The following is a 23,119-nucleotide window of genomic DNA, read 5'->3' on the forward strand; positions in this document are numbered from 1 at the left end:
CAGACCTGCAGCGTCTGTCGGGCCGGCATCTTTCTTTGATGACGTCCGGTCTCTCATGCGCTCGCTGAAGGTTCGATGTCCGAGGCCGCCAGGAGACGTTTGCGCCATTCGAGGAATGCGGGAGTGGCGAACCCCGGCCGGAAGGCCAGATGGGTATCCACGGTCATCAGCCCATGCGCTTCCACGGAGCCGAGACGGGACAGCGTGTCGGCGACGCTTTTCGGCATGACGCTGACGCAGGCCCCCGCCGCAGTGCAGGCGAACATGGCGTGGTAGGAGCCGGCCTCCTGGATCTTCAGGCGCGAGCGGGCGGGGCTTCCGCCCATCAGCCACTCCTCCGCCAGCATCCGGTATGTGCAGCCCGGCGCGAAGGCGGCCAGCGCCATCGGCTCCACGTCCGCTGGTGAGCGAACCGCGCGGTGCCCCTTTGGCACGAGCAGGACGAGCTCCTCGCGAAAGACGGGGATTGTTTCCAGCGCGTCGAGCGCGCTCCAGCTATCGTCCGCCGCAATGGCGATGAGGGCGCAGTCGATACGGTGGGCCTGAACCGCATCGATAAGCTGGCGTGTCGGCGCCGTCGAGAGCTCGATCGTCACCTCCGGCCAGTCGCGGTTGAAGGCGGCAAGCAATGAGGGCAAGCGGCTTGCGACCGTGCTTTCCATCGAGCCGATGCGCAGTGTGCCGCCGGGACCTTCGGGATTGATCTGCTGGCGCGCCTCGTCGGCGAGATTGAGGATGCGCTCGGCATAGTCGAGATAGGCTTTACCCTCGCTGGTCAGCACCATGCGTCGCGTCTCGCGGGCAAACAGCGCCACGCCAATCTCTGCCTCCAGTTGCTGGATCCGGGTGGTGACGTTCGATGGCACGCGCCCCAGCAACTCAGCGGCCCGGGTGATGCTTTCCTCTCTGGCGACGGCCCTGAAGACGGCGAGTGTGGCGAGGTCCATCGAAATTCTCCATTGCAGAACCAATGGAAATATATATTCTTTAAATGGAAACGAACGTCAAGGTGAATTCTCTTTCATGGAATTTGTGCTGACCTGATCGATAAGTATGCGGAACGATAAAGGAGATGGCGAAATGCTTGAAGGGCTCGGAATGAAGCTGCCCATCATTCAGGCGCCGATGGCTGGCGTCTCGACCCCGGCGCTGGCGGCGGCGGTCTCAAACGCTGGCGGGCTCGGCTCGATCGGCATTGGCGCGAGTGATGCCGCCAGTGCCCGCGCGATGATCGACGAAACATTCGCGCAAACGGACCGGCCCTTCAACGTCAACGTCTTCGTGCATGGCCCTGCCGTGAAGAACCCAGAGCGGGAGGCGGCATGGCTGGCGGCACTCGAGCCCGTCTTCGCCGAATTCGGCGCCGCGCCGCCGTCCGATCTGCGGGTCATCTACAAGAGCTTTTCCGATGACCCGGAGATGCTGTCTCTTCTGGTCGAGAAAAAGCCGGCGGTCGTCAGCTTTCATTTCGGCCTGCCGCCGGCTGAAACGATCACTGCCCTGAAGAACGCCGGCATCCGACTTTTCGCGACGGCGACAAGCCTTGCCGAGGCCGAAGCCGTCGAGGCCGCCGGGCTTGATGCCGTCATCGCGCAGGGGATCGAGGCTGGCGGGCATCGCGGCGTGTTCGATCCGCTGGCCGCCGATGATGGTCTTGGCACATTTGCGCTAACGCGGCTTCTGGTCAGGAAGACTGGCATCCCTGTTATCGCGGCAGGCGGGATCATGGATGGCACGAGCATTTCCGCCGCCTGCGATCTCGGCGCAGTGGCCGCGCAACTCGGCACAGCCTTCATCGCCTGCCCCGAGTCTGCCGCGGATGATGCCTATCGCGAGTCGCTGAAGGGGCAGGGTGCATTCCACACGCGGCTGACGACAGCAATTTCCGGCCGGCCGGCGCGCGCGCTTGCCAACAGGTTCACGGAACTGGCGGAAACGACGCTTCGTGGAACCACCCCGCCCGACTATCCCATTGCCTACGACGCCGGAAAGGCCCTTCACGCCGCTGCCAAAGCCTGCGGCGAGGCCGGTTACGGTGCGCAATGGGCGGGGCAAGCTGCGCCGCTCGCGCGCGCCATGCCCGCGGCAGAGCTTATGGCAACGCTCGCGCTTGAAATGCGGTTTGATGAAGTGTCGTGTATCGATCGGCGGAGCTAGCGCCCATGGCCATGCCTCGCGTTCGGGTTTCCTTCTGGCTCCTCTCACATTGATCAGCGTCGTGGGAACCCGAACGCCCGAAGAACTGATGGCAGCTTTCTGAGAAAGAGGTCAGTTTCTGAGTCCTTTGGCTAATGAAATGGTGTAGGGTGGTCGCTGCTTGGCGTCAGCGTAGTTCGTGAATCAGAAGAACTTTCCAGAAAGTATTTCCGGAAAATGGAATAGAGCGAACGGGGTTTTCCACAAAATTGCGCGCGATTTTTGCGCGAAAGCCTGCGGAATCGCCCACTTTCCACATTTCCAGACACTCCCCCTATATCGCGTTCCGAAAATCTGTTTAGATTGTCTTGCCATCGCAACACTCTCCGGAGGCCAAGATGGCAACTAATATCCCGCTAGAACACCGGCTAATTTCCAAGCCGCAACTCATGGAGTTGCTGTCATGGAGCGAGAGCTCCATCGACAGAAGGCTGCGCGAGGACCTCGATTTCCCGAGACCCGTCCGTCTGGGGCCTCACACCGTGCGATGGCGATTGGCCGACGTTCTCGATTTCATCGACTCGCTTCCTCTGGCGGAGGAGGAGTGGCGATGAGTTCTCAAAGGACGGAAATTTTCCAGACACGTCTTACACGATCGGAGGCGTCAGCAGTCCGGTGGCATATGCTGCAATGCCGCGAGCAGCAAAAGGCGAAATACGTCCGCCTCTGCCTTCTGGCTGGCGGTGGCGCGAAGTTGCGGGAGCTCGATCGCCGCACTGGCGAAATCATGAAGATCGTTAGAGATCTTCAGATGTGCACGCACCTGACCCGGGCTGAAAAGGCCAGACTACTGCGTGTAGCGCACACGCAAGCGTCAGCCCTCGTGCATGTCGTGGGGGTGCTGGGATGAGGCCGTACTTCACCTTTCCCAACAATTTCAACGTGCTGTATGCCTACTTTCATTCGCCAGAGGCGGAAGTGCTGGCCGGCCCGATCGCCGGACTTCCACGCCCGATCTGCCGAGAGATTTTTAATGCGAACCAAGCACACATGGCTCGCCCCCATGCGCATATGACATTGTCAGCACCGCAAACGGCATTTCTCGACAAAGAGCAATGGTGCGAGGCAATCGATATCGCGTTTGCTGCATTTGGCATCGATACGGCCGTGATCCCCTGGTTCTCGTGCCGCCACAGGGATGCCAATTGCGACCACATCCACGTGGCCGCGAGACTTTCCACATGGACGGGCATTCCGGTCGAGTTGCCTCCGATGAAGCCGGCTTGCGATCGAGCGGAACGCGACCTTCGTATGACCTTCGCTGGTCGCATTCGCGGGATTACAGCTCCGCCGATCGAGAAACCTAAACCGCCTCCCATGTTTCCACGCCGGCCGAGGATACGCGGGGGACCGTACGAAGACGTGCTCGTGGAGATCGAGACGGTCATTCGTCGACGACTGCCGACATGTTTTGAAGACCTGGCAAAGGCCGTGCAGAATTCGTCTCCTCCCATCCGATTAACCGAGACGCCCACAATATATGGTCGGGCCGGTTACCAAGTCATGCGCGGCACTCGCAAGCCGGTTTTCGCGGGAGAGCTTAGTCGCACCCTGCAGCCGGCAAGACTGAAAAAGCAATTCGAAATCTGCGGCATTGCCCGCGCCTTGAACCTTTCGCGGGACCTCGACCTGTTGCGCAAGACTATTGCCCAACTCGAGCCACCGCACCCATCACCGAGAAGGAATACCCATGTCCACCGAAGCGAAGATATCAGAAGTGCGGGACGTCCTGATCACGATCTCGAAAACGGGACTGGATCAGAAGAAGACGCTCGAGCAGAATCTCGGGGTGACCTGCCAGGTTCACGAAATCGTCTCGATGGCATTCGATCCCGAAAACGGTCACAGATCAGCGATCGAGGAGTTGGCTCGACGGATCAGTTTTCTGGCGGAAACCCAGATCAATATCCTCAAGGAGGTCGAGCACCAGACCGCGACCGTGAAAGCGCTACGGCACGACCTGAAGCCGATCGCAGAATTCTTGACGAAGCCCGGGGATCAAGGGGGCTGAGGCGGCTGTTGGACTGCCTGAGGCAGCGAAAGATCAAGGCTCTGATTTCCTGGACTTTGGATATTGCGTCATGCCGCTTTCCCGACGGCTCTGAGCTGAGCCATGACGGCGAACATCTTTATCTGACGCGGGGCGGAGAGCAAGCCCGGACTGTTCTCGATCTGCTGAGATCAGCGGGGCAGGCCCTGGACGTAGAGGTTGATGAAGACGACACCAACGAAAGTCCAGACGATATTGTTCCGCCCGATCATCTTCCGTCTCTCTAGACGGCCTGCAGTTGTGCCGAACAGCCAACACTTCAAAATTGAAAGGATGCAACATGAAATACAAACAACCTCACCCTTACAAGATCGCACGGCAGATCAAACGCTGGGATGGCGTCGATATCTACGAACTGAAGCAGAGGCTCGAAGAGTTGCGGGAGGCAGCGAGTGAACGTGGAATGGAAAATCAGGAATTCGTGGATATGTGCAGCTTGCCTCTCGGGATGGAGGTCCCCCGTGAAATTGATCACTATATAATCTGGTCGATTGATGCCTCCGGGCGCGTACTCTGCGGCGATGGGAGCCATTATGAGGTCGATACCGTTGAAGAGATGGCGAGAGTCTGCCGGCAAAACAGAAGCTCAGAAACGTGATCCGGTCCTTGGCTGCTCAGTTTGAAACAACGAGCAGCATGGGCCTCATGACCGTGTCGCGTTTCATCCCTGTATGAATGTCAGCGACCCTTGCGCGTCGGAGCTTTCGGGCTTTTTAGCTTGGCTTCCCGTTGTTCTATGGAAAATCGCTGGCACGAAGCCCTCGCGCTTTGCCGCCGACTTCTTGCCATTGATCGATCAGGCGTCATTGTCTATATAATAGCTATTATATAGAGAGGCAGCCGCTATGCAGAGTGTCAAGATTACAACGGTTGGCGCATCGTCCGGCGTCATCCTCACCAAGGAAATAATGGCCCATCTGAAGGTCAAGAAGGGTGATACCCTCTATCTGACGGAAACAGCGGATGGCGGCTATCGCCTTACGCCCTATAATCCGGAGTTCGTCCGCCAGATGGAACTCGCCGATGAAATCATGCATGACGACCGCGAGGTATTGCGCGCGCTCGCCAAATGACGGGTGCCGCAATGAAGAACTGGCGATGGGTGGAACCGGCTGTCATATATGCGGTTCACGACAGGCAATTGTCGGAACATGGCGGCTCCGAGGGCATCCGAAACGCTGACGGGATAGAAAGCGCCTTGGCCCGTCCGCAGAATGTGGCTGCATATGGCACCCCGGACGCGTCAGACCTTGCCGCGGCCTATGCCTTCGGTCTCGCCAAGAACCATGGTTTCATGGATGGCAACAAGCGCACGGCCTGGATCGCGGCGCGTCTTTTCCTTGCAGACAACGGATACCGGCTTCACTTCCAGCCCGTCGATGCAATTCAGTTGATGGAAGGCGTGGCTGGCGGCGTGATTGCGGAAGACAAACTTGCACGCTGGTTCAGGGATCGGCTGGTCGAAGCCTGACGGGAAATCAGGTTATTGCCGGACTTCGGGCGATGCAATGTGCTTCGCCCAAGGTCGATGTCTGTTATCAACTCTGTATCGTGCCCGAGAAGAGACCGATCGGATCTCTTCCGCCAGTGACATAATTGGCCCAGTCCTGCATGAGCTCCACCCGTTCCTCGAGCAGGTCTTCACGTTGATAGGCCGCCTCAAGGTCGTCTGGCTCATGCGCCAGGGCAAACTCCATGGTGTCGCGCGTGAAGCGCTTCTGCTGGCGCGCCCACGTTCGGAAACTGGCTCGAAAGCCATGCGCGGTGATGCCGGGTTCGAAGCGGATCGCAAGATTTCGGATGGCGTTTTCGCACAAGGCGCCTGACCGGTTCCTCGGTTTGGCGAACACCAGTCTTTCATGTCCGCTGAGCGGGCGCATTTCGATCACCGCCCGAATAGCCTGTCTCGACATTGGCACCCGATGGGATCGGTGCATTTTCATGAGCCGCTCCGGAGTCGTCCAGACACCGGTATCGAAGTTGAAGAAATCCCATTCTGCGTGTCGGGTCTCCTTCGATCTCTTGGCGGTCAGAAGCAGCAGCATTGTCGCATACCTCAATGTCGGCTCACATGGCACGGTCTGGAGCCAGTCCCAGAATTCCGGCACCCGCTCAGGCGGCAATGAGCCATGGTGACGACGTACGGTTCGCACCGCGCCAAGCGCGATCTTGGGATCGAAATCTGCCGGATTGTCATCCCGGTACCCGCGAATCTTCGCCAAGGCGAAAATTTCCCGGGTCCGTCCAAGCGTGCGGCGAGCCGTCTCGTGTTTCAATCTCCAGATCGGCGCGATGGTGTCGACGATTTCGGGAAGCTTGATTTCGTCGATCGGCTTGGAGCCGATGTCAGGGAACACGTATGTGGCGATCGTATTCCAGTTTTGCGTTACGTGCTTGGCGTTGCGCAAACCGGGCTTCTTCATCTCGAACCAGGTCCTGGCCATCTCCTGGAATGTCGGCGTTGCAGATTTTGGTGCGCCTGCCTTTCCGGTCATGCCAGCCGGTTGACTTCGCCTTTTCCGCCGTGACGAAGAGGGCAATGGCTGTTCTTTGCCGCTGAGCAGTTCTCGCACATCAGCGACTGTCTTGCCGTCGGCAAAGAGGCCCCTGATGATATTTGCCTTCTCTCTGGCATCCTTCAGCCCCATCTCGGGATAGGACCCGAGCGAGATCCATGTCACCGCTCCGGCGCCGGGCGGTGTTCGAAATACAAAACTTTTGCGCCCTCCAGAGAAAAGGCGCAGATAAAGCCCGTGTCCGTCGCTCAGCCGCTCTGGTCCGGATGCAAATTTCGCAGATTCGATCTGTTTTACCGTCAAGCTCATAAGAGTACCTCCGTCGATTGAATGGTGTCCGAAGGTACGAAACGGCTCTGGCCTCGTCTAAATCCCCTTGAAGGCCGTTGAAGTGATCTGACGAAAAAAATCTCGTCAATACAGTTGGTTAGTTGCGTAATGTGACGGGTGATGACGGGTTCTGAATGTGGTCCAAGGCATTCTCTCTGTCCGCCATTCACCAATTCGAAAGATGCGTTTTCTACCCGTAAAAACAAACAGACTTGACCGCCACACTCTTTTCAAGAAACCTTTACGTTTCGAGTGGCTGGCCCATGGTCTTTGCGAGTCAGTCTTCCGGCAACAGCAATGACGGCGCATTTTCAGATCATGATCGTGCCCGCGTTCCTTCAGAGGGCGCCATAATGCTTCTTGACGACCTCACCGCACGTTTCCTTCGTGAATTTTCAGCGGTTGCACAAAGCGGTTCAATCCGCAGCGCTGCGCGTCAGATGAACATTGTCCCATCCGCAATAAGCCGAAAGATTTCAGATGCTGAAGTAAGGCTTGGTGTTAAGCTGCTCGAGCGACGCCCGAACGGTGTAATGCTGACAAGAGCTGGCGAAATCCTTGCCCAGTACGCTGCAAAAGCCGCCGAAGACCAGTCCGAGCTGATGGGACAGCTCAGCCGCTTGCAGAGCAGCGAAACAAGCCCGGTGCGCATCGCATGCAGCGAAGCCTTCATCTCCGATCTGATGGAAAACGGCGTGCGCCCCCTTCTGAAGGTCCGCCCTGATATCAATGTTCAGGTCCTGAGACTAAGCTCTCCGGAAGTTCAGGATGCGCTGCTGCAGGGTGCGGTTGATATCGGCATAGCCTATGGACTGGCAGAAAACGCGATGATGCGGACGATCTCTTCCGGAAGACAGCCACTCTGCGCCATTTTTCCGGTCAACGCGCCATTCGCACGGCGCAAACAAGTCGAATTTGCAGAAGTCGTGGGGCTTCCGCTGGCACTGGTTGAAAGTGATCACCCGGTGCGGTTTCTGCTGTCACGCGCCGCGCGCGAACAGAATCTCATTCTTTCTCCACGGCTGGAATCCAACTCGGTGGCGTTTCTCCTGAACTTCGTCACCGCAGAGATCGGTATCACATTCCTGCCGCGATGCGTTGCCGATGCGCCGGCGATGAAGGATAAGATCGCAGCCGTCGCCGTTTCCGATACAGTCTTCCTGAAAACCGAAACCCGCCTGATGGTTCGCGCCCGACGGCGTCTTGAAGATGTCGTTGAAACGGTCGCCAACAGGCTGGCGACCGATATGCTGGCGTTTTCAAGCACCTGAAAAGTCAGCTCAAAGGGCTGCGCGCTTCCACCATGCCGACAAGCCAGCTTGAACCGAAGGGAATGGCTTCATCATTGAAGTTGTAATAGGGTGAATGCAGGCCAGCGCTATCGCCATTGCCAACATTAATAAACGCGCCAGGCCGCTTCTGCAGGAAGTACGAGAAGTCTTCACCTCCCATTGAAGGAGACAATGACCGGTTGACGTTCTGCTCTCCCGCGATTTCGCTGGCAACAGCAAGCGCCGCGTCCATCGCATTTTCATCATTGACTGTCACAGGGTAGCCCGGCGTAAACGTAAACTCGATACTCACATTCGCACTGATGGCGATTCCGGCACAAATCTCCCCGATACGCTTTTCCGCAAGCTTCATGAGATCATCGCTCAAAGCTCTGACCGTGCCTGTTATTTCCACTGTCTCGGGAATGACGTTGCTGGCCGGCGAATCCGTTTTGAGACTTGTGAGCGATATGACCAGCGCATCAAGGGGGTGCGCGTTGCGTGCCACAATCGTCTGACACGCAAGGATAACCTGTGCTGCAACGGGCATCGGATCGATACAGTTTTGCGGCTGGGCGGCGTGCCCACCCGTTCCCGTAATCTTGATCGTCGGATTACCGACGGCCGCCATGAATGGACCGGCGCATCCGGCAAAATGCCCAACCGGGATGCCAGGCATATTGTGCATTCCGTAAACCTCATCAATGTTCCAGCGCTCCAGAAGCCCGTCTTCCAGCATTCCACGTGCGCCGAAATAACCTTCTTCGCCGGGCTGAAAGATCAGAACCGCCTGCCCTGCGAAATTGCGGGTTTCGGCCAGATACCGCGCAGCGCCAAGCAGCATCGCTGTGTGCCCGTCATGTCCACAGGCGTGCATCCGCCCCGGTTCTGCAGAAGCATAGTCGGCCCCAGTCAGCTCCGTAATCGGCAAGGCATCCATATCGGCCCGCAAGCCGATGGACTTTCCTTCGCCACCATTGCCTTTGATGACAGCGATGACACCGGTCTGGCCGACCTGTTCGACAACCTCATCACAGCCGAACGACCTCAGCAATTCGGCAACCTTGCCGGCGGTACGCGTCTCAGTCAGACCCAGCTCTGGGTGTGTATGAATGTCCTGACGCCATGCACTGATTTCTGAATGAAGCTCTGCAAAACGGTTTTTGATTGCCATGAGGCAACTCCTTACTGTTGACGAAATAAGACAAAGAAAATTTGGGCGGACCGCCATCACCAGATCTCAGAGACGCCGGCTCGAAGGAATTCAAAGGCTCATGATCTGGAAAGCCTCGGCACGAAAACGGATGCCGAAGCGCTACGCCTGGCGGACAAGCACATAGTGGTCCTCGCCAATCTTTTGATAGCGGCTCGGTTCGGGCTTGTGGTCCGGGGGAAATATGGGGGAAGGGATCGGTGTATAGCGTATATCACCGCTCAGCTTTCGCTTCTTCGGATCGGCGATCGGCACAGCGGAAAGCAAGGTTTTTGTGTATTCATGCGTCGGGTTTTCAAAGATGGCCTGCCGCGGGCCAATTTCGACAAGACGCCCGAGATACATCACGCCAACATGGTGACTGACGCGCTCGACCACGGCCATATCGTGTGAAATGAACAGGAACGAAACACCGAGATCGTTCTGAAGCTCCATCATGAGGTTCAAAACCTGCGCCTGGACCGATACATCCAGAGCAGAAACAGCTTCATCCGCAATGATCAGCTTGGGGTTGAGTGCGAGCGCGCGGGCAATCGCGATACGCTGGCGCTGACCGCCCGAAAGCTCATGTGGAAAACGGTACATAAATGAGCGGGGCAGCTCTACCCGCTCAAACAGTGTGGCAACGCGATCCTGCAACGCCGAGCCTTTTTCCAGATCATAATTCCGCAAGGGTTCTGCAACCTGATCGAAGAGCTTCATCTGTGGATTGAGACTTGCAAAAGGGTCCTGAAAAACCATCTGCATATTCCGCCGGGCTTTGTGCAGTTCCGCTTCATTGAGTTCGAGAAGCTCCCGTCCTGCAAGGCGGATGCTGCCATCCGTCGGTTCCACGAGACGAAGAAGCGAGCGCCCGCAAGTGGACTTCCCACAGCCTGATTCCCCGACAAGGCTCAGTGTTTCACCCGCCCTGATTTTAAAACTGACATCTTCAACAGCATGAACACGTGCTTTGACACGCTTCAGCAAACCACCTCTGACCGGAAAGCGTGTGGTCAGGTGGCGAACATCGAGAAGGACCGGTTGTTCACCATCTTCATCTTCAGGCGTTTCTGACCCGGCATCAGACACATCTGAAGCCGGAGCGCCCTCACGCGTGAGAATACGCATCGGCTCCGGCCTGGTTTTGCCCCGCATTTCGCCAAGGCGCGGAACGGCGGCCAGAAGTGCCTTTGTATAAGGGTGTTCCGGCGCCTCGAATATCTTTTCGACCGGACCTTCTTCAACCTTGTTGCCGCGATACATGACGACCACGCGGTCGGCCATCTGCGCCACTACCGACATGTCATGGGTGATAAACATGACGGCAGTGCCTTTTTCATTTTTCAGCTGATTGATCAGCCCCAGGATCTCAGCCTGAATTGTCACATCAAGCGCTGTTGTCGGTTCATCGCAGATAAGAAGTCGCGGTTCACAGGCCATCGCCATTGCAATCACGACGCGCTGCCGCATGCCGCCTGACAGCTCGTGCGGATACTGATCAAGCCGACGCTCCGGTTCATTGATCTTCACCATTTTCAGGAGTTCGAGCGCCCTGCTGCGGGCTTCGGATTTGGTCAGGTCCCGATGAACGCGCAAGCCCTCTGTCAATTGCCGGCCAATCGTAAAGACGGGGTTCAGTGAGGTCATCGGTTCCTGAAAGATCATTCCGATTTCACTGCCCCGGATATCACGCATCAAAGGAGACGGGAGCTTTGAAAGGTCAACGGTATTCCCTGAAGCACGTTTGAACAGCAGTTCACCGCCAGCAATTATGCCGCCGTCATACTCAATCAGCCGCATTAAGGAGAGGGAGGAGACAGACTTGCCGGAGCCGGATTCGCCAACGATGCAGACACATTCGCCCAGAGCGACATCAAAACTGACATCCTCAACGCCCAGAACCGCACCGGCCTGTGTTTCGAATGCGACGCGCAAGTTCCGGACAGACAGCAACTGTTCGTCCGAAACCGGGGGGTATTCCGGCTGGTTTTGTTTATGAGACGTGGCGTCCTGGTGTTGCTGCATACGTTCTCTCACTGTAACAAACATTGATCAGGAGGAGACGCGCAGGTTTTATCGCCCGCCAGATCATGTCTGGCAGGATCGGGCATCCCCTTCGGGATACCTTGCTGATGCTTTGGCTGCGCCAAGACCCCCTTGATCCTGGCAATTTTCTTTTTTGTTGCATCAACTGTTCTTCGTTTCTGGCGAAAGCGCAAGCAATTCATCCAAGCACACCGTGTTGCCATTTCAGCAACACGGTGTGCTTCAAGTCTTCACTTGCCGTTTCTGAAATCCTTAAGAATAGTTGGGGTGTTCATCCGATCTTCATCAAAAAAGCCGGAAAGGCAGGTGGGGATCAGTTCTAAATAAAAATAATCGCAGTTGCTCATCTGTTTCGCAGAAGACTATTTCAAGCAGAGCGCAGGCTGCCAGGGGAATAAAATGACTTATCGAATTGCGCTCTCGCTCGGAGGGCTGATGATGGCTGCCGCCGTTTCGACCAATGCAGCGGCTGCACCGGCAACAGATGGCGAAGTGAGGCTGACATTCAGCCAGGCTCCTTCCATCATGAACCCTTATCTGTCAGGCGGCACGAAGGATCTTGTTGCCTCCAGTATGGCACTTGAACCGCTGATCCGCTTCAACCCGCAAGGTAAAATGATCCCGTGGCTTGTCACGGAAATTCCGACCCTCGACAATGGCGGCATCTCTGAAGACCTGAAGACGGTAACCTTCAAGCTGAAACCGGGCGTCAAATGGTCTGACGGCACGGACTTCACTGCTGACGATGTTGTCTTTACCGCCAATTATTGCATGGACCCCAGTGGCGGCTGCGCGCAGCTTTCACACTTTGAAGGTGTCGAGAAGGTTGAGGCTGTCGACCCGCTCACGGTAAGAGTGACCTTCGACGCGCCCAAGCCTTATCCCTATTCAGTATTCTCGACCTATGAATCCCCGATTCTGCAGGCCAAACAGTTTGCCGATTGCCTTGGCGCAGCGGCTCCGACCTGCACGGATCAGAACTTCTACCCGGTTGGCACCGGTCCCTTCGTCGTGACGGACTTCCGTCCGAATGACACGATCAAACTGGAAGCAAATCCAAACTTCCGCAATCCGGACAAGCCGCATTTTGAAAGCGTGATGCTCAAGGGTGGCGGTGATGCAGCATCTTCTGCCCGCTCAGTGCTGCAGACCGGGGAGTTTGATTATGCCTGGAACACCCAGCTTGCACCGGATGTTCTTGCCAATATGCTGAAAGGCGGCAAGGGCGAAACCGTTGTTGCCTTTGGCAGTCTGGTCGAACGCCTGCAGATGAACCAGACAGATGCATCGCCTTCGCTTCCGGCAGATGAGCGCTCGACGACCAAGCACAAGAACCCGGTAACCGGTGATCCGGCTGTCCGCAAAGCGCTCTCTATGGCGATTGACCGCAATATCCTTGCAGAAATCGGTTATGGCAAAGCCGGCAAAGCCAGCTGCGACTGGGTTCCTGCGCCTGCGGCATATGTCACGCCGGATAACGACTGGTGCCTGACACAGGATATTGACGGCGCGAAAGCCGTGCTCGATGAAGCTGGCTGGGTTGATTCCGATGGCGATGGTATCCGCGAAAAGGATGGGCAGAAGCTGAGCATCCTGTTTCAGACTTCGACCAATGGCGTTCGTCAGGACTTCCAGTCAATCATCAAACAGTGGTGGTCTGAAATTGGCGTTGAAACCGAGCTGCGCAATGTCGACGGCTCAGTATTCTTTGGCGGAGACCCGAATTCGCCGGACACATTCCAGAAGTTTTACGCAGACGTGGAAATGTATGCGAACAACTTCCCCGGTATCGATCCGGCACAGTATGTCGCACAGTATACCTGCGACAAGATTCCGCGTCCGGCAACCGGCTGGCAAGGTGAGAACGTCAATCGTTACTGCAACCCTGAATACGACAAGCTCGTCAAGGAACTGGGACAGACAGCGGGTGTTGAAGCGCGTGGCAAGCTGGTTCGCCAGCTCAACGAGATGCTCACACATGATGCCATGGTTCTGCTGCCGATCGTCTATCGCGGCACACAATCAGCCAAATCGAATACGCTTGAAGGCGTAGAGATTAACGGCTGGGATTCCGAACTCTGGAATATTGCTGACTGGAGCAGATCAGCAAACTGAGCACGGACGAATGAACGCCGGGGCGTGGCTTTCGTGAAGTCTGCCCCGGAGACACCGAATGTGCAGTGCTTCTTGCCAGCACGCCTGCCCTTTCAGAGTTTTGACTATCAGAAGAATGCCAGAGCCAGAACACGAGCATCGCGCATCCGGCTGGAAAGGCTTTTCTCTTTCGCGGAGATGCCGGTATTCGTCTGAGTGCAGTGAGGCCTCGCCTTATGTTCAACTATACTATCCGTCGGATCCTGATTGCGATCCCGACGTTGCTGTTCATCAGCCTTGTCATTTTCCTCCTGCTGGACTTTGCGCCCGGTGATCCGCTTGCCAACATGCCGCTGACCATCCCGCCGGAAGTCAAGCAGAAGATGCGCGCTGCGCTCGGCCTCGACCAATCTGTCTGGGTTCGGTATCTGTTATGGGTCAAGCAGTTTTTCTGGATTGAGCCGTTGCATGTGTTCAATCAGCTCTTCGGAACGCATTTTGCCGAAAATGCGCAGCGGATTATCTCCTGGCAAACCCGCAGCCCGGTTGCCGATATTATTGCCCAGCGCCTGCCCCAGACGCTTTGGGTCGTCGGCCTGGCCTATGTGGTCGGCATTCTGATCGCCCTGCCGATCGGCATCATTTCAGCCTACCGGCAATATTCCATATTCGACCAGGTCGGCACGTTTTTCTCGATGGTTGGCTATTCGATCCCACCGTTTTTCAGCGGCGTTGGCGTCATCATCATTTTCTCGATTTATCTTCAGTGGCTGCCATCCGTTTACGATACGACGCTGGAGATCAACAGCTGGCACACATTTGTTGAACAGCTCAGACAGATGATCATGCCGGTCATGGTTCTTGCGCTTCAGGTGACAGCACAGATGAGCCGCTTCATGCGTGCTTCCATGCTCGATAACCTGCATCAGGACTATGTGAGGACAGCACGGGCGAAAGGATTGCGTGAAAGAACGGTCATTCTGGGCCATGTGCTGCGCAACTCTATGATCCCGGTCGTCACGGTCATCACGATGAGCGTGCCGCATATCTTCGGCGGCGCCATCATCACCGAGCAAGTGTTCAAGGTGAACGGTATTGGCCAGTTGCTGATCACCTCCATTCAGGCCAATGACCTGCCGATGGTTCAGACCCTGACCTTTATCTTCGCCATTCTGATCGTTCTGTTCAACATCATCGCTGATGTTCTTTATGGCATACTAGACCCGAGGATCCGCTATGACTGAAACGGTCCACTCCTCAAACATGAAAGAAACAGCCCCGTCTTCGCAGTGGGCCGATGTCTGGCGTCAGTTTCGCCGTCATCGCGGCGCCATGGCAGGCGCTGCAATCTTCCTTCTCATCATACTGGGCTGTTTCCTTGGCCCCTATCTGTGGCCATACAGTCCAACCAAGGTCGATATTCTGGCGCGGGATTCGCCAATGTCACTGGCCCATCCGCTTGGGACCGATCAGCTTGGCCGGGATCTTCTGGCCAGAATGATGGCCGGTGGGCGGATCTCGCTTTCGGTCGGCCTGGTCGCCATGTTTCTTTCACTGGCGCTTGGAACGCTCGTTGGTGTGCTTGCCGGATATTTCAGAAAGCTCGACGGCGTTCTGATGCGCTTCACGGATCTGTTTCTGGCCCTGCCGCTTTTGCCGCTGCTTCTGGTCATGGTCATGCTGTTTCGGGGCACGTTAAGCGCAACATTTGGCCCTGCGGCAGGCATTTTCCTGCTCATCGTCACGGCCATTGGCATAACCAGCTGGATGCAGGCAGCCCGTATCGTCCGGGGTGATGTTCTGGCGCTCAAAGAGCGTGAATTCATCCTGGCCGCGCGCTCCATCGGCACGCGCCCGACCAAGATGATCACACGCCACCTTCTGCCGAATGTTCTCAGTCCGATCATGGTATCGGCGACGCTGGGGATCGCCAATGCGATCATCACCGAGTCGTCCCTATCCTTCCTCGGCCTCGGCTTTCCGCCGGATTTTCCGACCTGGGGACGCCTGCTTTATGATGCTGTCGACCAGATTCAGATCCACCCGATGCGGGTTGTCATGCCCGGAATCGCGATTTCTCTGACCGTTCTGTCAGTCAACTATCTGGGCGACGGTCTGCGCGACGCACTCGACCCCCGCATCCGCGGACGCTGATGCACACCAAAGCCAGACCGGACGGCGTGAGCCGGAAAAGGCGGTTCCTCAGGGGACTGCCTTTTCAGTCTCGTTGGCCTCACATTTGAGATGCTACCGGATTGAATGCCGCTGACACCGGATCCGTTCTGTCCGGTGACGCAGAACAATCGAAAAGGGCGTTTACCAGCCTATCCCGGTTCTGATTACCCGTAAATCGCGGTCACGGCTTCCTCGCCGGCGCGGACATGGCCGCGATACATGCCTTGCGAATTGAACGGCAGGGTAATATTGCCTTCGCGGTCGACGGCAATCAAACCGCCGGAGCCGTCATTTTCGGCAAGGTCGACCATGACGACATGTTTTGCCGCCTGTTCAAGGGTCTCACCGGCATAGCGCATGCGCGCCGCAATCTCCGAGGCAGCCGTCCAGCGCATAAAAATCTCGCCATGGCCCGTGCCGGAAACCGCGCAGGTGGCATTGTCGGCATAGGTGCCCGCGCCGATCACCGGCGTATCGCCGATGCGGCCCTTGGCCTTTCCGGTCCATCCGCCAGTGGAGGTGGCAGCAGCCAGATTGCCGTCATTGTCGCAGGCGACCGCGCCGACCGTGCCATGACGCCGCGCCGGGTCGTCGTCATCCACACCGTTCGCTTTCATCTTCAGCGTGTCCTGCAGCGCATCCCAGCGCGCCTGCGTGAAAAAGTAATCCTTGTCCGCGAATTCGACGCCGGCCTTGCGGGCGATTTCCAGCGCGTTGAGCCCGGTCATGCAGACATGAACGGTGTTTTCCATCACCGCGCGGGCCGCGCGCACCGGGTTCTTCGGCCCGAAGATGCTGGCGACAGTGCCCGCTCTGCGGTCGCGCCCGTCCATAATGGCCGCGTCCATCTCCTGTTCGCCGTGATCGGTGAAGACCGCGCCACGTCCGGCGTTGAACAGCGGCTCGTCTTCGAGCGCACAGACCGCAGCAGTCACCGCATCGAGCGCGGCGCCGCCATCGCGCAACACAGCCTCTCCTGCTTCAAGCGCCCGGCGCAGGCCGGCGTGATAGGCCGCTTCCTTTTCCGGCGTCATCTTCGATTTCAAAATGGTTCCGGCCCCGCCATGGACCGCCAGTGAATAGCGCATTTCTACTCCTTCAGCCCGGATTCTTCAGCACAATAACGGGCAATATCGGCATGGGTCGCAATCCAGCAATCGCCATTTGCCGTGATGTGGGACAGCAATTCTTCGAGAATGAAGATACGCGAACGATAACCGGTAATATGCGGATGCATGGTCAGAAGGAACAGGCCGCCTTCTTCATAAGCGCCATCGAACTCACGCCGGAAGATGTCCAGAACATCGGACGGCGGTGTATAGGGGCGCTGCGCGCCGAACCGGTTCATCGTGAAATAAACCGCGTCGTCGCGAATCCATTCGACCGGCAATTCCACGATGCCCGTCGCTTCGCCATTATCCAGAATTTCATAAGGATCGTCGTCGGCAAAAAGCGAGCTGTCATAGAGAAGGCCCAGCTCCCGCGCAATCTTCAGCGTCACATCGGAGTAATCCCATGATGGCGTGCGCATACCCACGGGCCGGGTACCGGTAATCGTTTCCAGCGTATCGGCAGCGCGCAGCATCAGCTCGCGCTCTGTGTCGGCCGGCACCTGCGCATTGCGCTCGTGGATCCAGCCGTGAAGCGCGATCTCGTGACCATCGTCTGCCAGCGATTTCTGCTCTTCGGGATGCAGAAGTGCCGAAACGGCGGGCACGAAGAAGCTGGCCTTGGCACCATAGCGATCAAGCACCTTGCGGATGCGCGGGATACCGCGCCTGGCGCCGAATTCGCCCCAGCTGAGGCGGGCGGGCGATTCGCCACCGTCGCGCAATTCATTGGTCTCGTGGTCGCTGTCGAAGCTCAGCGCCACGGCGCAGCGCGCGCCGCCCGGCCAGGCTTTCGGCAGCAGGCTCCTGCCCGCGCGCACCTGATTGACCCGGCCGCGCCAGGTCGCCTCGTCCCATTCATAGGGTTCGCTCATGCATGGCCTCCATCGACCGAAAGAATTTGTCCGCTGATCCAGCCGGCCTCGGGCGAGGCCAGAAAAGTCACGGCATTCGCTATATCCGCGGGTGCGCCCAGGCGGCGCATGTGAATGCCGCCGATGACGGCCTTCTGCCGCTCGTCCCCGAAGGCCGCCCATTGCTTTTCCGTAGACGGATTGGAAAGGATGAAGCCCGGCGCCACGGAGTTGACCGTTATGCCGAACGGTCCGAGTTCGAGTGCCAACTGCTTCGTCAGACCGACGAGCGCATGTTTGGCGCTGGCATAGGCCTGAATGCCGGTGAGACTTGGCCTCAAACCGGCGCCGGAAGAAATGGTGATGATCCGGCCTTCGCCGCGCGCCTTCATATCCGGTGCAACAGCTTGTGCGCACCACATGGCGGCATCGACATTGGCCTGAAAGATCACGCGCCAGTCATCCTCGCCAATCTCTTCAATTGGACGGCCCGCCTGCCCGCGCACACCACCGGCTGATGTCACAAGCCCGTCGATCCGGCCGAACGTCTCAAACACCGAGCGGATTGCCCCATGTGCGCCTTCGCGGCTGCCGAGATCCGCCTGATGCAGGCTGATCCCTTCCTGTTCAAGCCGCATCATGCCTGCATCGTCGATATCGATGGCCGCAACCATCGCGCCGGATGCCTTCAACTGCCGGGCGATGGCCGCGCCGATGCCTTGAGCCGCACCGGTGACGGCAAATACTTTGCGGGTAAGATCTAGCTGCACAGCGGCACCATCTCGTCAACGAGCGCGGCCGATTGTTCCCGCTTACCGTCCTCGATGTCGTGAATGAGATCGACCATTTTAGAAAGTGCCGGAACTTGAAGCCCGTGCGAAGCGGCAAGCGGGATCATGGTGCCAATCTGCGCATCGACCTCGGTCTTGCGTTTGCGCACGGCAAGGTCACGCCATATCCCGGAATGAGTCTTGGCCGTCTTGCGATTATGCGCCACCATCTTGTCGATGGCGATGCGCATGCCCTGCGGGTTTGCCGCCAGAAAGGCAGCCGGATCGAAACCGTTGAAGCCGAGCGGGCTGACGCCTTCGGCTGCGGCAAGCGTCATCACCTCATGGCCGAGTTTTTCATAGACGACGCGATGTTCGGGCCGCGCCATGGCATCCGACATGGAATCCGGCGTCAGCGCGGTGCAGAACAGAAGCGAGCCGTAACCCATCTTGCCCCAGAGATAGCCCCAGATATTGTCGGTCGCCACCGCGTCCGGTTCGACCAGCGACAGGAGTTCATGAACCTCGGCAACACGCGGCGTCATCGTGCCATCGAGTTCGCCGACGGCGACAGCGGCGCGGTTGCCATAAAGAATACGGCCCGGCTCCAGCCAGTCAGCACCGAAATTGACGAAACAGCCGACGGCATTTTCCGCACCGATTTTTGCAGCGATCACCTTTTCATTGAGCCCGTTCTGGGCCGATACGACATAGCCGCCCTTGGCCAGATGCGGGAGAAGCATGTCGAGCGCATCTTCAGTATGATGCGCCTTGACTGCCAGAAACACCCGGTCGAACTGCCCTTCCAGTTCATTGGGCGTGCTGGCTGGCAGCACCTGCGTGAATTCCTCCACCGGGCCTTCGATCTTCAAGCCGGTGGTGCGCATGGCTTCGACATGTTCAGGCACGATATCGACCATGTGCACATCATGACCGGCGCGGGCGAAATAGGCCCCGAGAACGCCGCCGATGGCACCGGCACCCCAGATCAGAATTTTCGATCTGCTCATGCCCACTCGCCTTCGATGAGCGCACGGGTCTCCTCTATGGCCACCTTCCAGATGCGTTCCATGTCTTCATCGGGGCGCTGATAAAGGCCGCCGTAATTGCCATCCCCGATCAGCTCGCGCACGCCTGCCGCATTGCGGTCGCGCAACCGATCGAAATCGACATAGGGCTTCTGTACGGTGGGCATGTCGCGGCCCGGCAGGCGAGTCCAGGGGAAGTTTTCCATCCAGCTTGCATGGCTGGCGATGGGATCGATCTCGCGCACGGTCGCCATGGTTTTGGGCGCCCGCCACCAGTCATGAAAACGGCAGCGCGCACCTTCGTGGCGCTCCATCCACTCCATGGTCACCGGCTGCACCGGCGTGTTACCGCCATGACCATTGACGATCAGGATGCGGCGAAATCCGGTGGCATAAAGGCTGTCGAGGATGTCGGACACCAGCGCCGCATAGGTCGATAGCTTCAGCGTCACAGAACCCGGAAACGCCATGAAATAGGGCGTGAGCCCGTAGGCGACAGCGGGAAAGACCGGCACGCCAAGCGGTTCGGCGGCATCGGCCGCAACCTTTTCGGAAAGGATGCTGTCGACGGAAAGGCTGAGCCAGGCATGCTGTTCGGTGCTGCCCAGTGGCAGGACGCAACGGTCATCCGTCTTCAGGTACTCTTCGACTTCAAACCAGTTGCTTTCGGAAATTTTCAATGTTGCCCCTCCGGTTTTTAAGAATTTTTGTTCTGTAGGCTTCAATCGTGGGAAGCAGTTCCTTCCGCACGGCGTGAATGTCGGGTGTGTGACGGTACTCGAATGCCTGCTGGTCGGGACGAAGCGCTTCGGTGAGGTAGTCCGCGCCAGTGGCATAAACCAGCACATCGGCAGAAGCGATGGCGGCCTCGACACCCGCCTCACCGCGCACCACGATCTGCAATTCGGTGATATGCGGCCCAAACCGGCGAATACCGGCTTTCATCATGGTGACGAATGTGTCGAAATAGGAATAGCCGACAACGCGTGCATCCGTCGAAAGCGAGGCAAGCGCGACCCGCGTGGCTTCATCGGGAATCAGCGTAACGCCGGTAATCGGCGTATCGGTGAAATGCGCTTTTGCCGGCTCGAGAAGGCTACGCGGCGAAATGACAAGGTCGACCTGTTGCGGATCAATGCTTGCAAGATTGTCCATGGTAACGGCCGACAACTGGTCTCCGGCAGCCAGATGCGGGCGCAGTGCCTTTGCATAGGCTTCCGTTGCCTCAACGAAATTGCCAAGAATGAGAAGGCGCATGTTAACGTGTGTCTGACGCGACATCATCGAAACCCGCGTGGCAAGTTCGGAGGGGTTGATCCCGCATTCGCGGGAAAGCTCGACAAGTTCGGCAATCTTCAGATCGAGCTCGCGCAGCCTGCCCGCATTGGCGGAAAGCGACATGCTCTTCACGAACGTGCCGGAGCCCACCCGACCCTCGATATTGCCGACGTCCTGCAAGGCGGCATAGACCGTGCTGACGGTCACCGGCGATATTCCGAGCCGGGTCGCAAGCGAGCGAACCGAAGGCAAACGGGCGCCGGCCGGCAAATCGCCGGACGCGATGCCGAATTCCAGCGCACCGCGCAACTGAACAGAGACCGGAACCGTGGACGAACGGTCAACTGCCTCAATGATACGATCCATGGCCTGATCAAATTGCGTCTGAGTGTCTGTCATAGTGTTATAATGGATAAAAACACTTTGACTGCCAAGTCGTAATTTCGATATTTTTCGCAAGATCAATCCGGTTTTTGTATCATTATAGACTTGACCGTATCAATTTATGCGCCCTAATGTATCAATTGAATGAAACAAAGGGGAACAAACCTATGACAAAATCATTCCTGAGATCCGCCGTGACGGCGCTCGCCATTCTGGCGGCAGCGCCAGCGGTTTATGCCGATGATCTGATCATGGGGCTGCGTGCGGGCCCGGACTCCATCGACCCGCACTGGTCCACTCTGGGCAGCCAGGCCGAAGCCCTGCGGCACATCTACGACACGCTCGTGGATGTCGATGAAAATCTGCAGCTGAAACCGGGCCTCGCTGTCAGCTGGGAACCGATTGACGACACAACATGGGATTTCAAGCTGCGCGAAGGCGTAAAATTCCATGACGGTTCCGACTTCACCGCCGAAGACGCAAAATTCTCCATCGAGCGCATCCCGGAAGTCACCGGCCCGATGCCGATGACGCTCTACACCAAATATGTCGACAGCGTTGAAGTGGTCGATGACTATACATTGCGCGTTCACACCAAGGGCACTGCGCCTGCATTGCCCAATGACTTTACACGTCTCTTCGTCGTCCCATCTGAAACCGGCATGGAAGCTCGAAATGAAGAGTTTAATTCCGGCGAAGTTGCCATCGGCACAGGCCCCTACAAATTCGTCTCCTGGGAGCCGAAAGGCGACCTCGTTCTTGATCGATTCGATGGCTACTGGGGCGAACAGGCGGCCTGGAACAAGGTGGTTCGCCGCGAAATCCCGGATGACGCTGCACGTGTGGCCGCCTTGCGCTCCGGTGAGGTTGACCTGATCAACTATGTCCCGGCGTCTGATTACCTTGCATTTCAAAACGACAGCGATCTGGAAACTTTCGTCTCTGACTCGGTCTACATTCTCAACATCGCACCAAGTGTGAAAGATGAAGAGCCGCAGCCAATCACGATCAACGGCGAACCCGTTGACGGAAACCCGTTGCAGGACCTGCGCGTGCGCAAGGCGTTGGATCTTGCCATCAACCGCGATGTGCTGGTCAACGTGGTTATGGAAGGTCTCGGAACCCCGGCCAATCAGCTGATGCCGGAAGGCTTCTTCGGCTATTCTGATGAGCTTGGAAAGCGTGAATATGATCTGGAGCAGGCCAAGGCCCTGCTGACGGAAGCCGGATATCCGGATGGTTTCGAAATTGATTTTACCTGCACCAACAATCGTGTACCCGGCGATGCGGTCATTTGCGAAGCACTGGCACAGATGTGGGCCCGCCTCGGCCTGAAGGTCAACGCACAGGCACTCAACGGCACGGTGTTCTTCCCCGCGGCAGCTCGCGAGGAATACACGATGACCATGTCAGCATGGGGCACGCTCACCGGTGAAGCGGCTTACACCTATGGCGCTCTGACGCATACCAAGGATGCTGAGAAAGGCTTTGGCAACTTCAACCGTACCGGTTATTCGAACCCTGAATTCGATAAGGTGTTTGACGAAGGCACGCAGACGCTCGATGCAGATGCGCGACGCAAGCTTTATGAGGAAGCCTCCTACATCGCCATGGAAGACCGCGCTTTGATTCCGACCATTATTCTGCAGACGGTCTGGGCAGCGGACGCTGATAAGCTGGAGCTCACACCGCGTGTCGACCAGGAAACACGCGCATATGAGATCACGCCGGCGGCCTCTGAATAACAACCCGCAGCAAGGGGCGCATCCACGCGATGTGCCCCTTGCGTCGTCGGGCCACTGTGCCCGAGCCACCATGTTTCC

At 57.6% G+C, this 23,119-nt stretch carries 24 protein-coding genes; 14 read left to right on the forward strand and 10 right to left on the reverse strand.

Features of this window, described 5'->3' with window-relative positions:
- Nucleotides 1–53: 53 nt before the first annotated feature.
- Nucleotides 54–947: a LysR substrate-binding domain-containing protein gene (locus EDC90_RS01510; RefSeq protein ID WP_132307835.1), complete on the reverse strand. Its 894-nt coding sequence runs from the start codon at nt 945–947 to the stop codon at nt 54–56.
- A 133-nt stretch (nt 948–1,080) separates the two neighbouring features.
- Between EDC90_RS01510 and EDC90_RS01515 the strand changes: the two genes are divergently transcribed.
- The 8 genes from EDC90_RS01515 (at nt 1,081) to EDC90_RS01550 (ending at nt 5,717) form a co-directional block, all read left to right on the forward strand.
- Complete coding sequence (locus EDC90_RS01515; protein ID WP_132307837.1) at nt 1,081–2,157, forward strand: NAD(P)H-dependent flavin oxidoreductase; 1,077 nt, start codon at nt 1,081–1,083, stop codon at nt 2,155–2,157.
- Nucleotides 2,158–2,534: 377 nt separating this feature from the next.
- Nucleotides 2,535–2,750: a helix-turn-helix transcriptional regulator gene (locus EDC90_RS21525; RefSeq protein ID WP_132307839.1), complete on the forward strand. Its 216-nt coding sequence runs from the start codon at nt 2,535–2,537 to the stop codon at nt 2,748–2,750.
- Nucleotides 2,747–3,046, forward strand: coding sequence for a hypothetical protein (locus EDC90_RS01525; protein ID WP_132307841.1), 300 nt, complete (start codon nt 2,747–2,749; stop codon nt 3,044–3,046). The genes EDC90_RS21525 and EDC90_RS01525 overlap by 4 nt, the downstream gene beginning before the upstream one ends.
- Before the next feature lie 840 nt (nt 3,047–3,886).
- Nucleotides 3,887–4,207 carry a hypothetical protein gene (locus tag EDC90_RS01530; RefSeq protein ID WP_132307843.1) on the forward strand — a complete coding sequence of 107 codons (321 nt, stop codon included), beginning with the start codon at nt 3,887–3,889 and terminating at the stop codon, nt 4,205–4,207.
- A gap of 8 nt (nt 4,208–4,215) precedes the next feature.
- Nucleotides 4,216–4,473 carry a hypothetical protein gene (locus tag EDC90_RS01535; RefSeq protein ID WP_132307845.1) on the forward strand — a complete coding sequence of 86 codons (258 nt, stop codon included), beginning with the start codon at nt 4,216–4,218 and terminating at the stop codon, nt 4,471–4,473.
- A gap of 53 nt (nt 4,474–4,526) precedes the next feature.
- A complete protein-coding gene (locus tag EDC90_RS01540; RefSeq protein WP_132307847.1) occupies nt 4,527–4,844 on the forward strand; it encodes a hypothetical protein in 318 nt (105 codons plus the stop codon).
- Between the two features lie 247 nt (nt 4,845–5,091).
- A complete protein-coding gene (locus tag EDC90_RS01545) occupies nt 5,092–5,319 on the forward strand; it encodes a transcriptional regulator (RefSeq protein ID WP_106308240.1) in 228 nt (75 codons plus the stop codon).
- 11 nt (nt 5,320–5,330) lie between these two features.
- On the forward strand, nt 5,331–5,717 hold the full coding sequence (locus tag EDC90_RS01550) for a type II toxin-antitoxin system death-on-curing family toxin (RefSeq protein WP_132307849.1): 387 nt from the start codon (nt 5,331–5,333) through the stop codon (nt 5,715–5,717).
- Nucleotides 5,718–5,784: 67 nt separating this feature from the next.
- Here EDC90_RS01550 and EDC90_RS01555 read toward each other — a convergent pair whose 3' ends face one another.
- A complete protein-coding gene (locus EDC90_RS01555; RefSeq protein ID WP_132307851.1) occupies nt 5,785–7,071 on the reverse strand; it encodes a tyrosine-type recombinase/integrase in 1,287 nt (428 codons plus the stop codon).
- 284 nt (nt 7,072–7,355) lie between these two features.
- Here EDC90_RS01555 and EDC90_RS01560 point away from each other — a divergent pair, with 284 nt between their 5' ends.
- Nucleotides 7,356–8,363, forward strand: coding sequence for a LysR family transcriptional regulator (locus EDC90_RS01560; RefSeq protein WP_132307853.1), 1,008 nt, complete (start codon nt 7,356–7,358; stop codon nt 8,361–8,363).
- A 4-nt stretch (nt 8,364–8,367) separates the two neighbouring features.
- Here EDC90_RS01560 and EDC90_RS01565 read toward each other — a convergent pair whose 3' ends face one another.
- Entirely contained in the window at nt 8,368–9,537 is a 1,170-nt protein-coding gene (locus EDC90_RS01565; RefSeq protein WP_132307855.1) for a M20 aminoacylase family protein, read from the reverse strand.
- Between the two features lie 141 nt (nt 9,538–9,678).
- Nucleotides 9,679–11,583: an ABC transporter ATP-binding protein gene (locus EDC90_RS01570; protein ID WP_132307857.1), complete on the reverse strand. Its 1,905-nt coding sequence runs from the start codon at nt 11,581–11,583 to the stop codon at nt 9,679–9,681.
- Between the two features lie 107 nt (nt 11,584–11,690).
- On the opposite strand from EDC90_RS01570, the gene EDC90_RS01575 reads away from it, so the two are divergent.
- From EDC90_RS01575 to EDC90_RS01590, 4 genes are all read left to right on the forward strand, one after another.
- The gene (locus tag EDC90_RS01575) at nt 11,691–11,927 is read left to right on the forward strand and encodes a hypothetical protein (protein WP_132307859.1); all 237 of its coding nucleotides are present in this window, start codon (nt 11,691–11,693) and stop codon (nt 11,925–11,927) included.
- A gap of 76 nt (nt 11,928–12,003) precedes the next feature.
- Complete coding sequence (locus EDC90_RS01580; protein WP_207903826.1) at nt 12,004–13,719, forward strand: peptide ABC transporter substrate-binding protein; 1,716 nt, start codon at nt 12,004–12,006, stop codon at nt 13,717–13,719.
- 215 nt (nt 13,720–13,934) lie between these two features.
- A complete protein-coding gene (locus EDC90_RS01585; protein ID WP_132307861.1) occupies nt 13,935–14,942 on the forward strand; it encodes an ABC transporter permease in 1,008 nt (335 codons plus the stop codon).
- Nucleotides 14,935–15,852, forward strand: a complete 918-nt coding sequence (locus EDC90_RS01590; protein WP_132307863.1) for an ABC transporter permease — start codon at nt 14,935–14,937, stop codon at nt 15,850–15,852. Before EDC90_RS01585 ends, EDC90_RS01590 begins: the two co-directional genes overlap by 8 nt.
- 185 nt (nt 15,853–16,037) lie before the next feature.
- Here the strand turns inward: EDC90_RS01590 and EDC90_RS01595 are convergent, their stop codons facing one another.
- Genes EDC90_RS01595 through EDC90_RS01620 form a run of 6 tightly spaced genes read right to left on the reverse strand, consistent with a single transcriptional unit; the run spans nt 16,038 to nt 21,278 of the window.
- Nucleotides 16,038–16,961 carry an isoaspartyl peptidase/L-asparaginase family protein gene (locus tag EDC90_RS01595; RefSeq protein ID WP_132307865.1) on the reverse strand — a complete coding sequence of 308 codons (924 nt, stop codon included), beginning with the start codon at nt 16,959–16,961 and terminating at the stop codon, nt 16,038–16,040.
- 2 nt (nt 16,962–16,963) lie between these two features.
- Nucleotides 16,964–17,857 carry a polysaccharide deacetylase family protein gene (locus tag EDC90_RS01600; RefSeq protein WP_132307867.1) on the reverse strand — a complete coding sequence of 298 codons (894 nt, stop codon included), beginning with the start codon at nt 17,855–17,857 and terminating at the stop codon, nt 16,964–16,966.
- Nucleotides 17,854–18,606 (reverse strand): SDR family NAD(P)-dependent oxidoreductase, encoded by a 753-nt coding sequence (locus EDC90_RS01605; RefSeq protein WP_132307869.1) that lies wholly within the window; start codon nt 18,604–18,606, stop codon nt 17,854–17,856. Before EDC90_RS01605 ends, EDC90_RS01600 begins: the two co-directional genes overlap by 4 nt.
- Nucleotides 18,597–19,616, reverse strand: a complete 1,020-nt coding sequence (locus EDC90_RS01610) for a ketopantoate reductase family protein (protein WP_132307871.1) — start codon at nt 19,614–19,616, stop codon at nt 18,597–18,599. The genes EDC90_RS01605 and EDC90_RS01610 overlap by 10 nt, the downstream gene beginning before the upstream one ends.
- On the reverse strand, nt 19,613–20,314 hold the full coding sequence (locus EDC90_RS01615) for a creatininase family protein (protein ID WP_132307873.1): 702 nt from the start codon (nt 20,312–20,314) through the stop codon (nt 19,613–19,615). The genes EDC90_RS01610 and EDC90_RS01615 overlap by 4 nt, the downstream gene beginning before the upstream one ends.
- Nucleotides 20,286–21,278, reverse strand: coding sequence for a GntR family transcriptional regulator (locus EDC90_RS01620; RefSeq protein WP_245510890.1), 993 nt, complete (start codon nt 21,276–21,278; stop codon nt 20,286–20,288). The genes EDC90_RS01615 and EDC90_RS01620 overlap by 29 nt, the downstream gene beginning before the upstream one ends.
- 185 nt (nt 21,279–21,463) lie before the next feature.
- Here EDC90_RS01620 and EDC90_RS01625 point away from each other — a divergent pair, with 185 nt between their 5' ends.
- Nucleotides 21,464–23,041 carry an ABC transporter substrate-binding protein gene (locus EDC90_RS01625; RefSeq protein WP_132307877.1) on the forward strand — a complete coding sequence of 526 codons (1,578 nt, stop codon included), beginning with the start codon at nt 21,464–21,466 and terminating at the stop codon, nt 23,039–23,041.
- The last annotated feature ends 78 nt before the right edge of the window (nt 23,042–23,119 follow it).

Source organism: Martelella mediterranea (assembly GCF_004342225.1).
Lineage (GTDB): Bacteria > Pseudomonadota > Alphaproteobacteria > Rhizobiales > Rhizobiaceae > Martelella > Martelella mediterranea_B.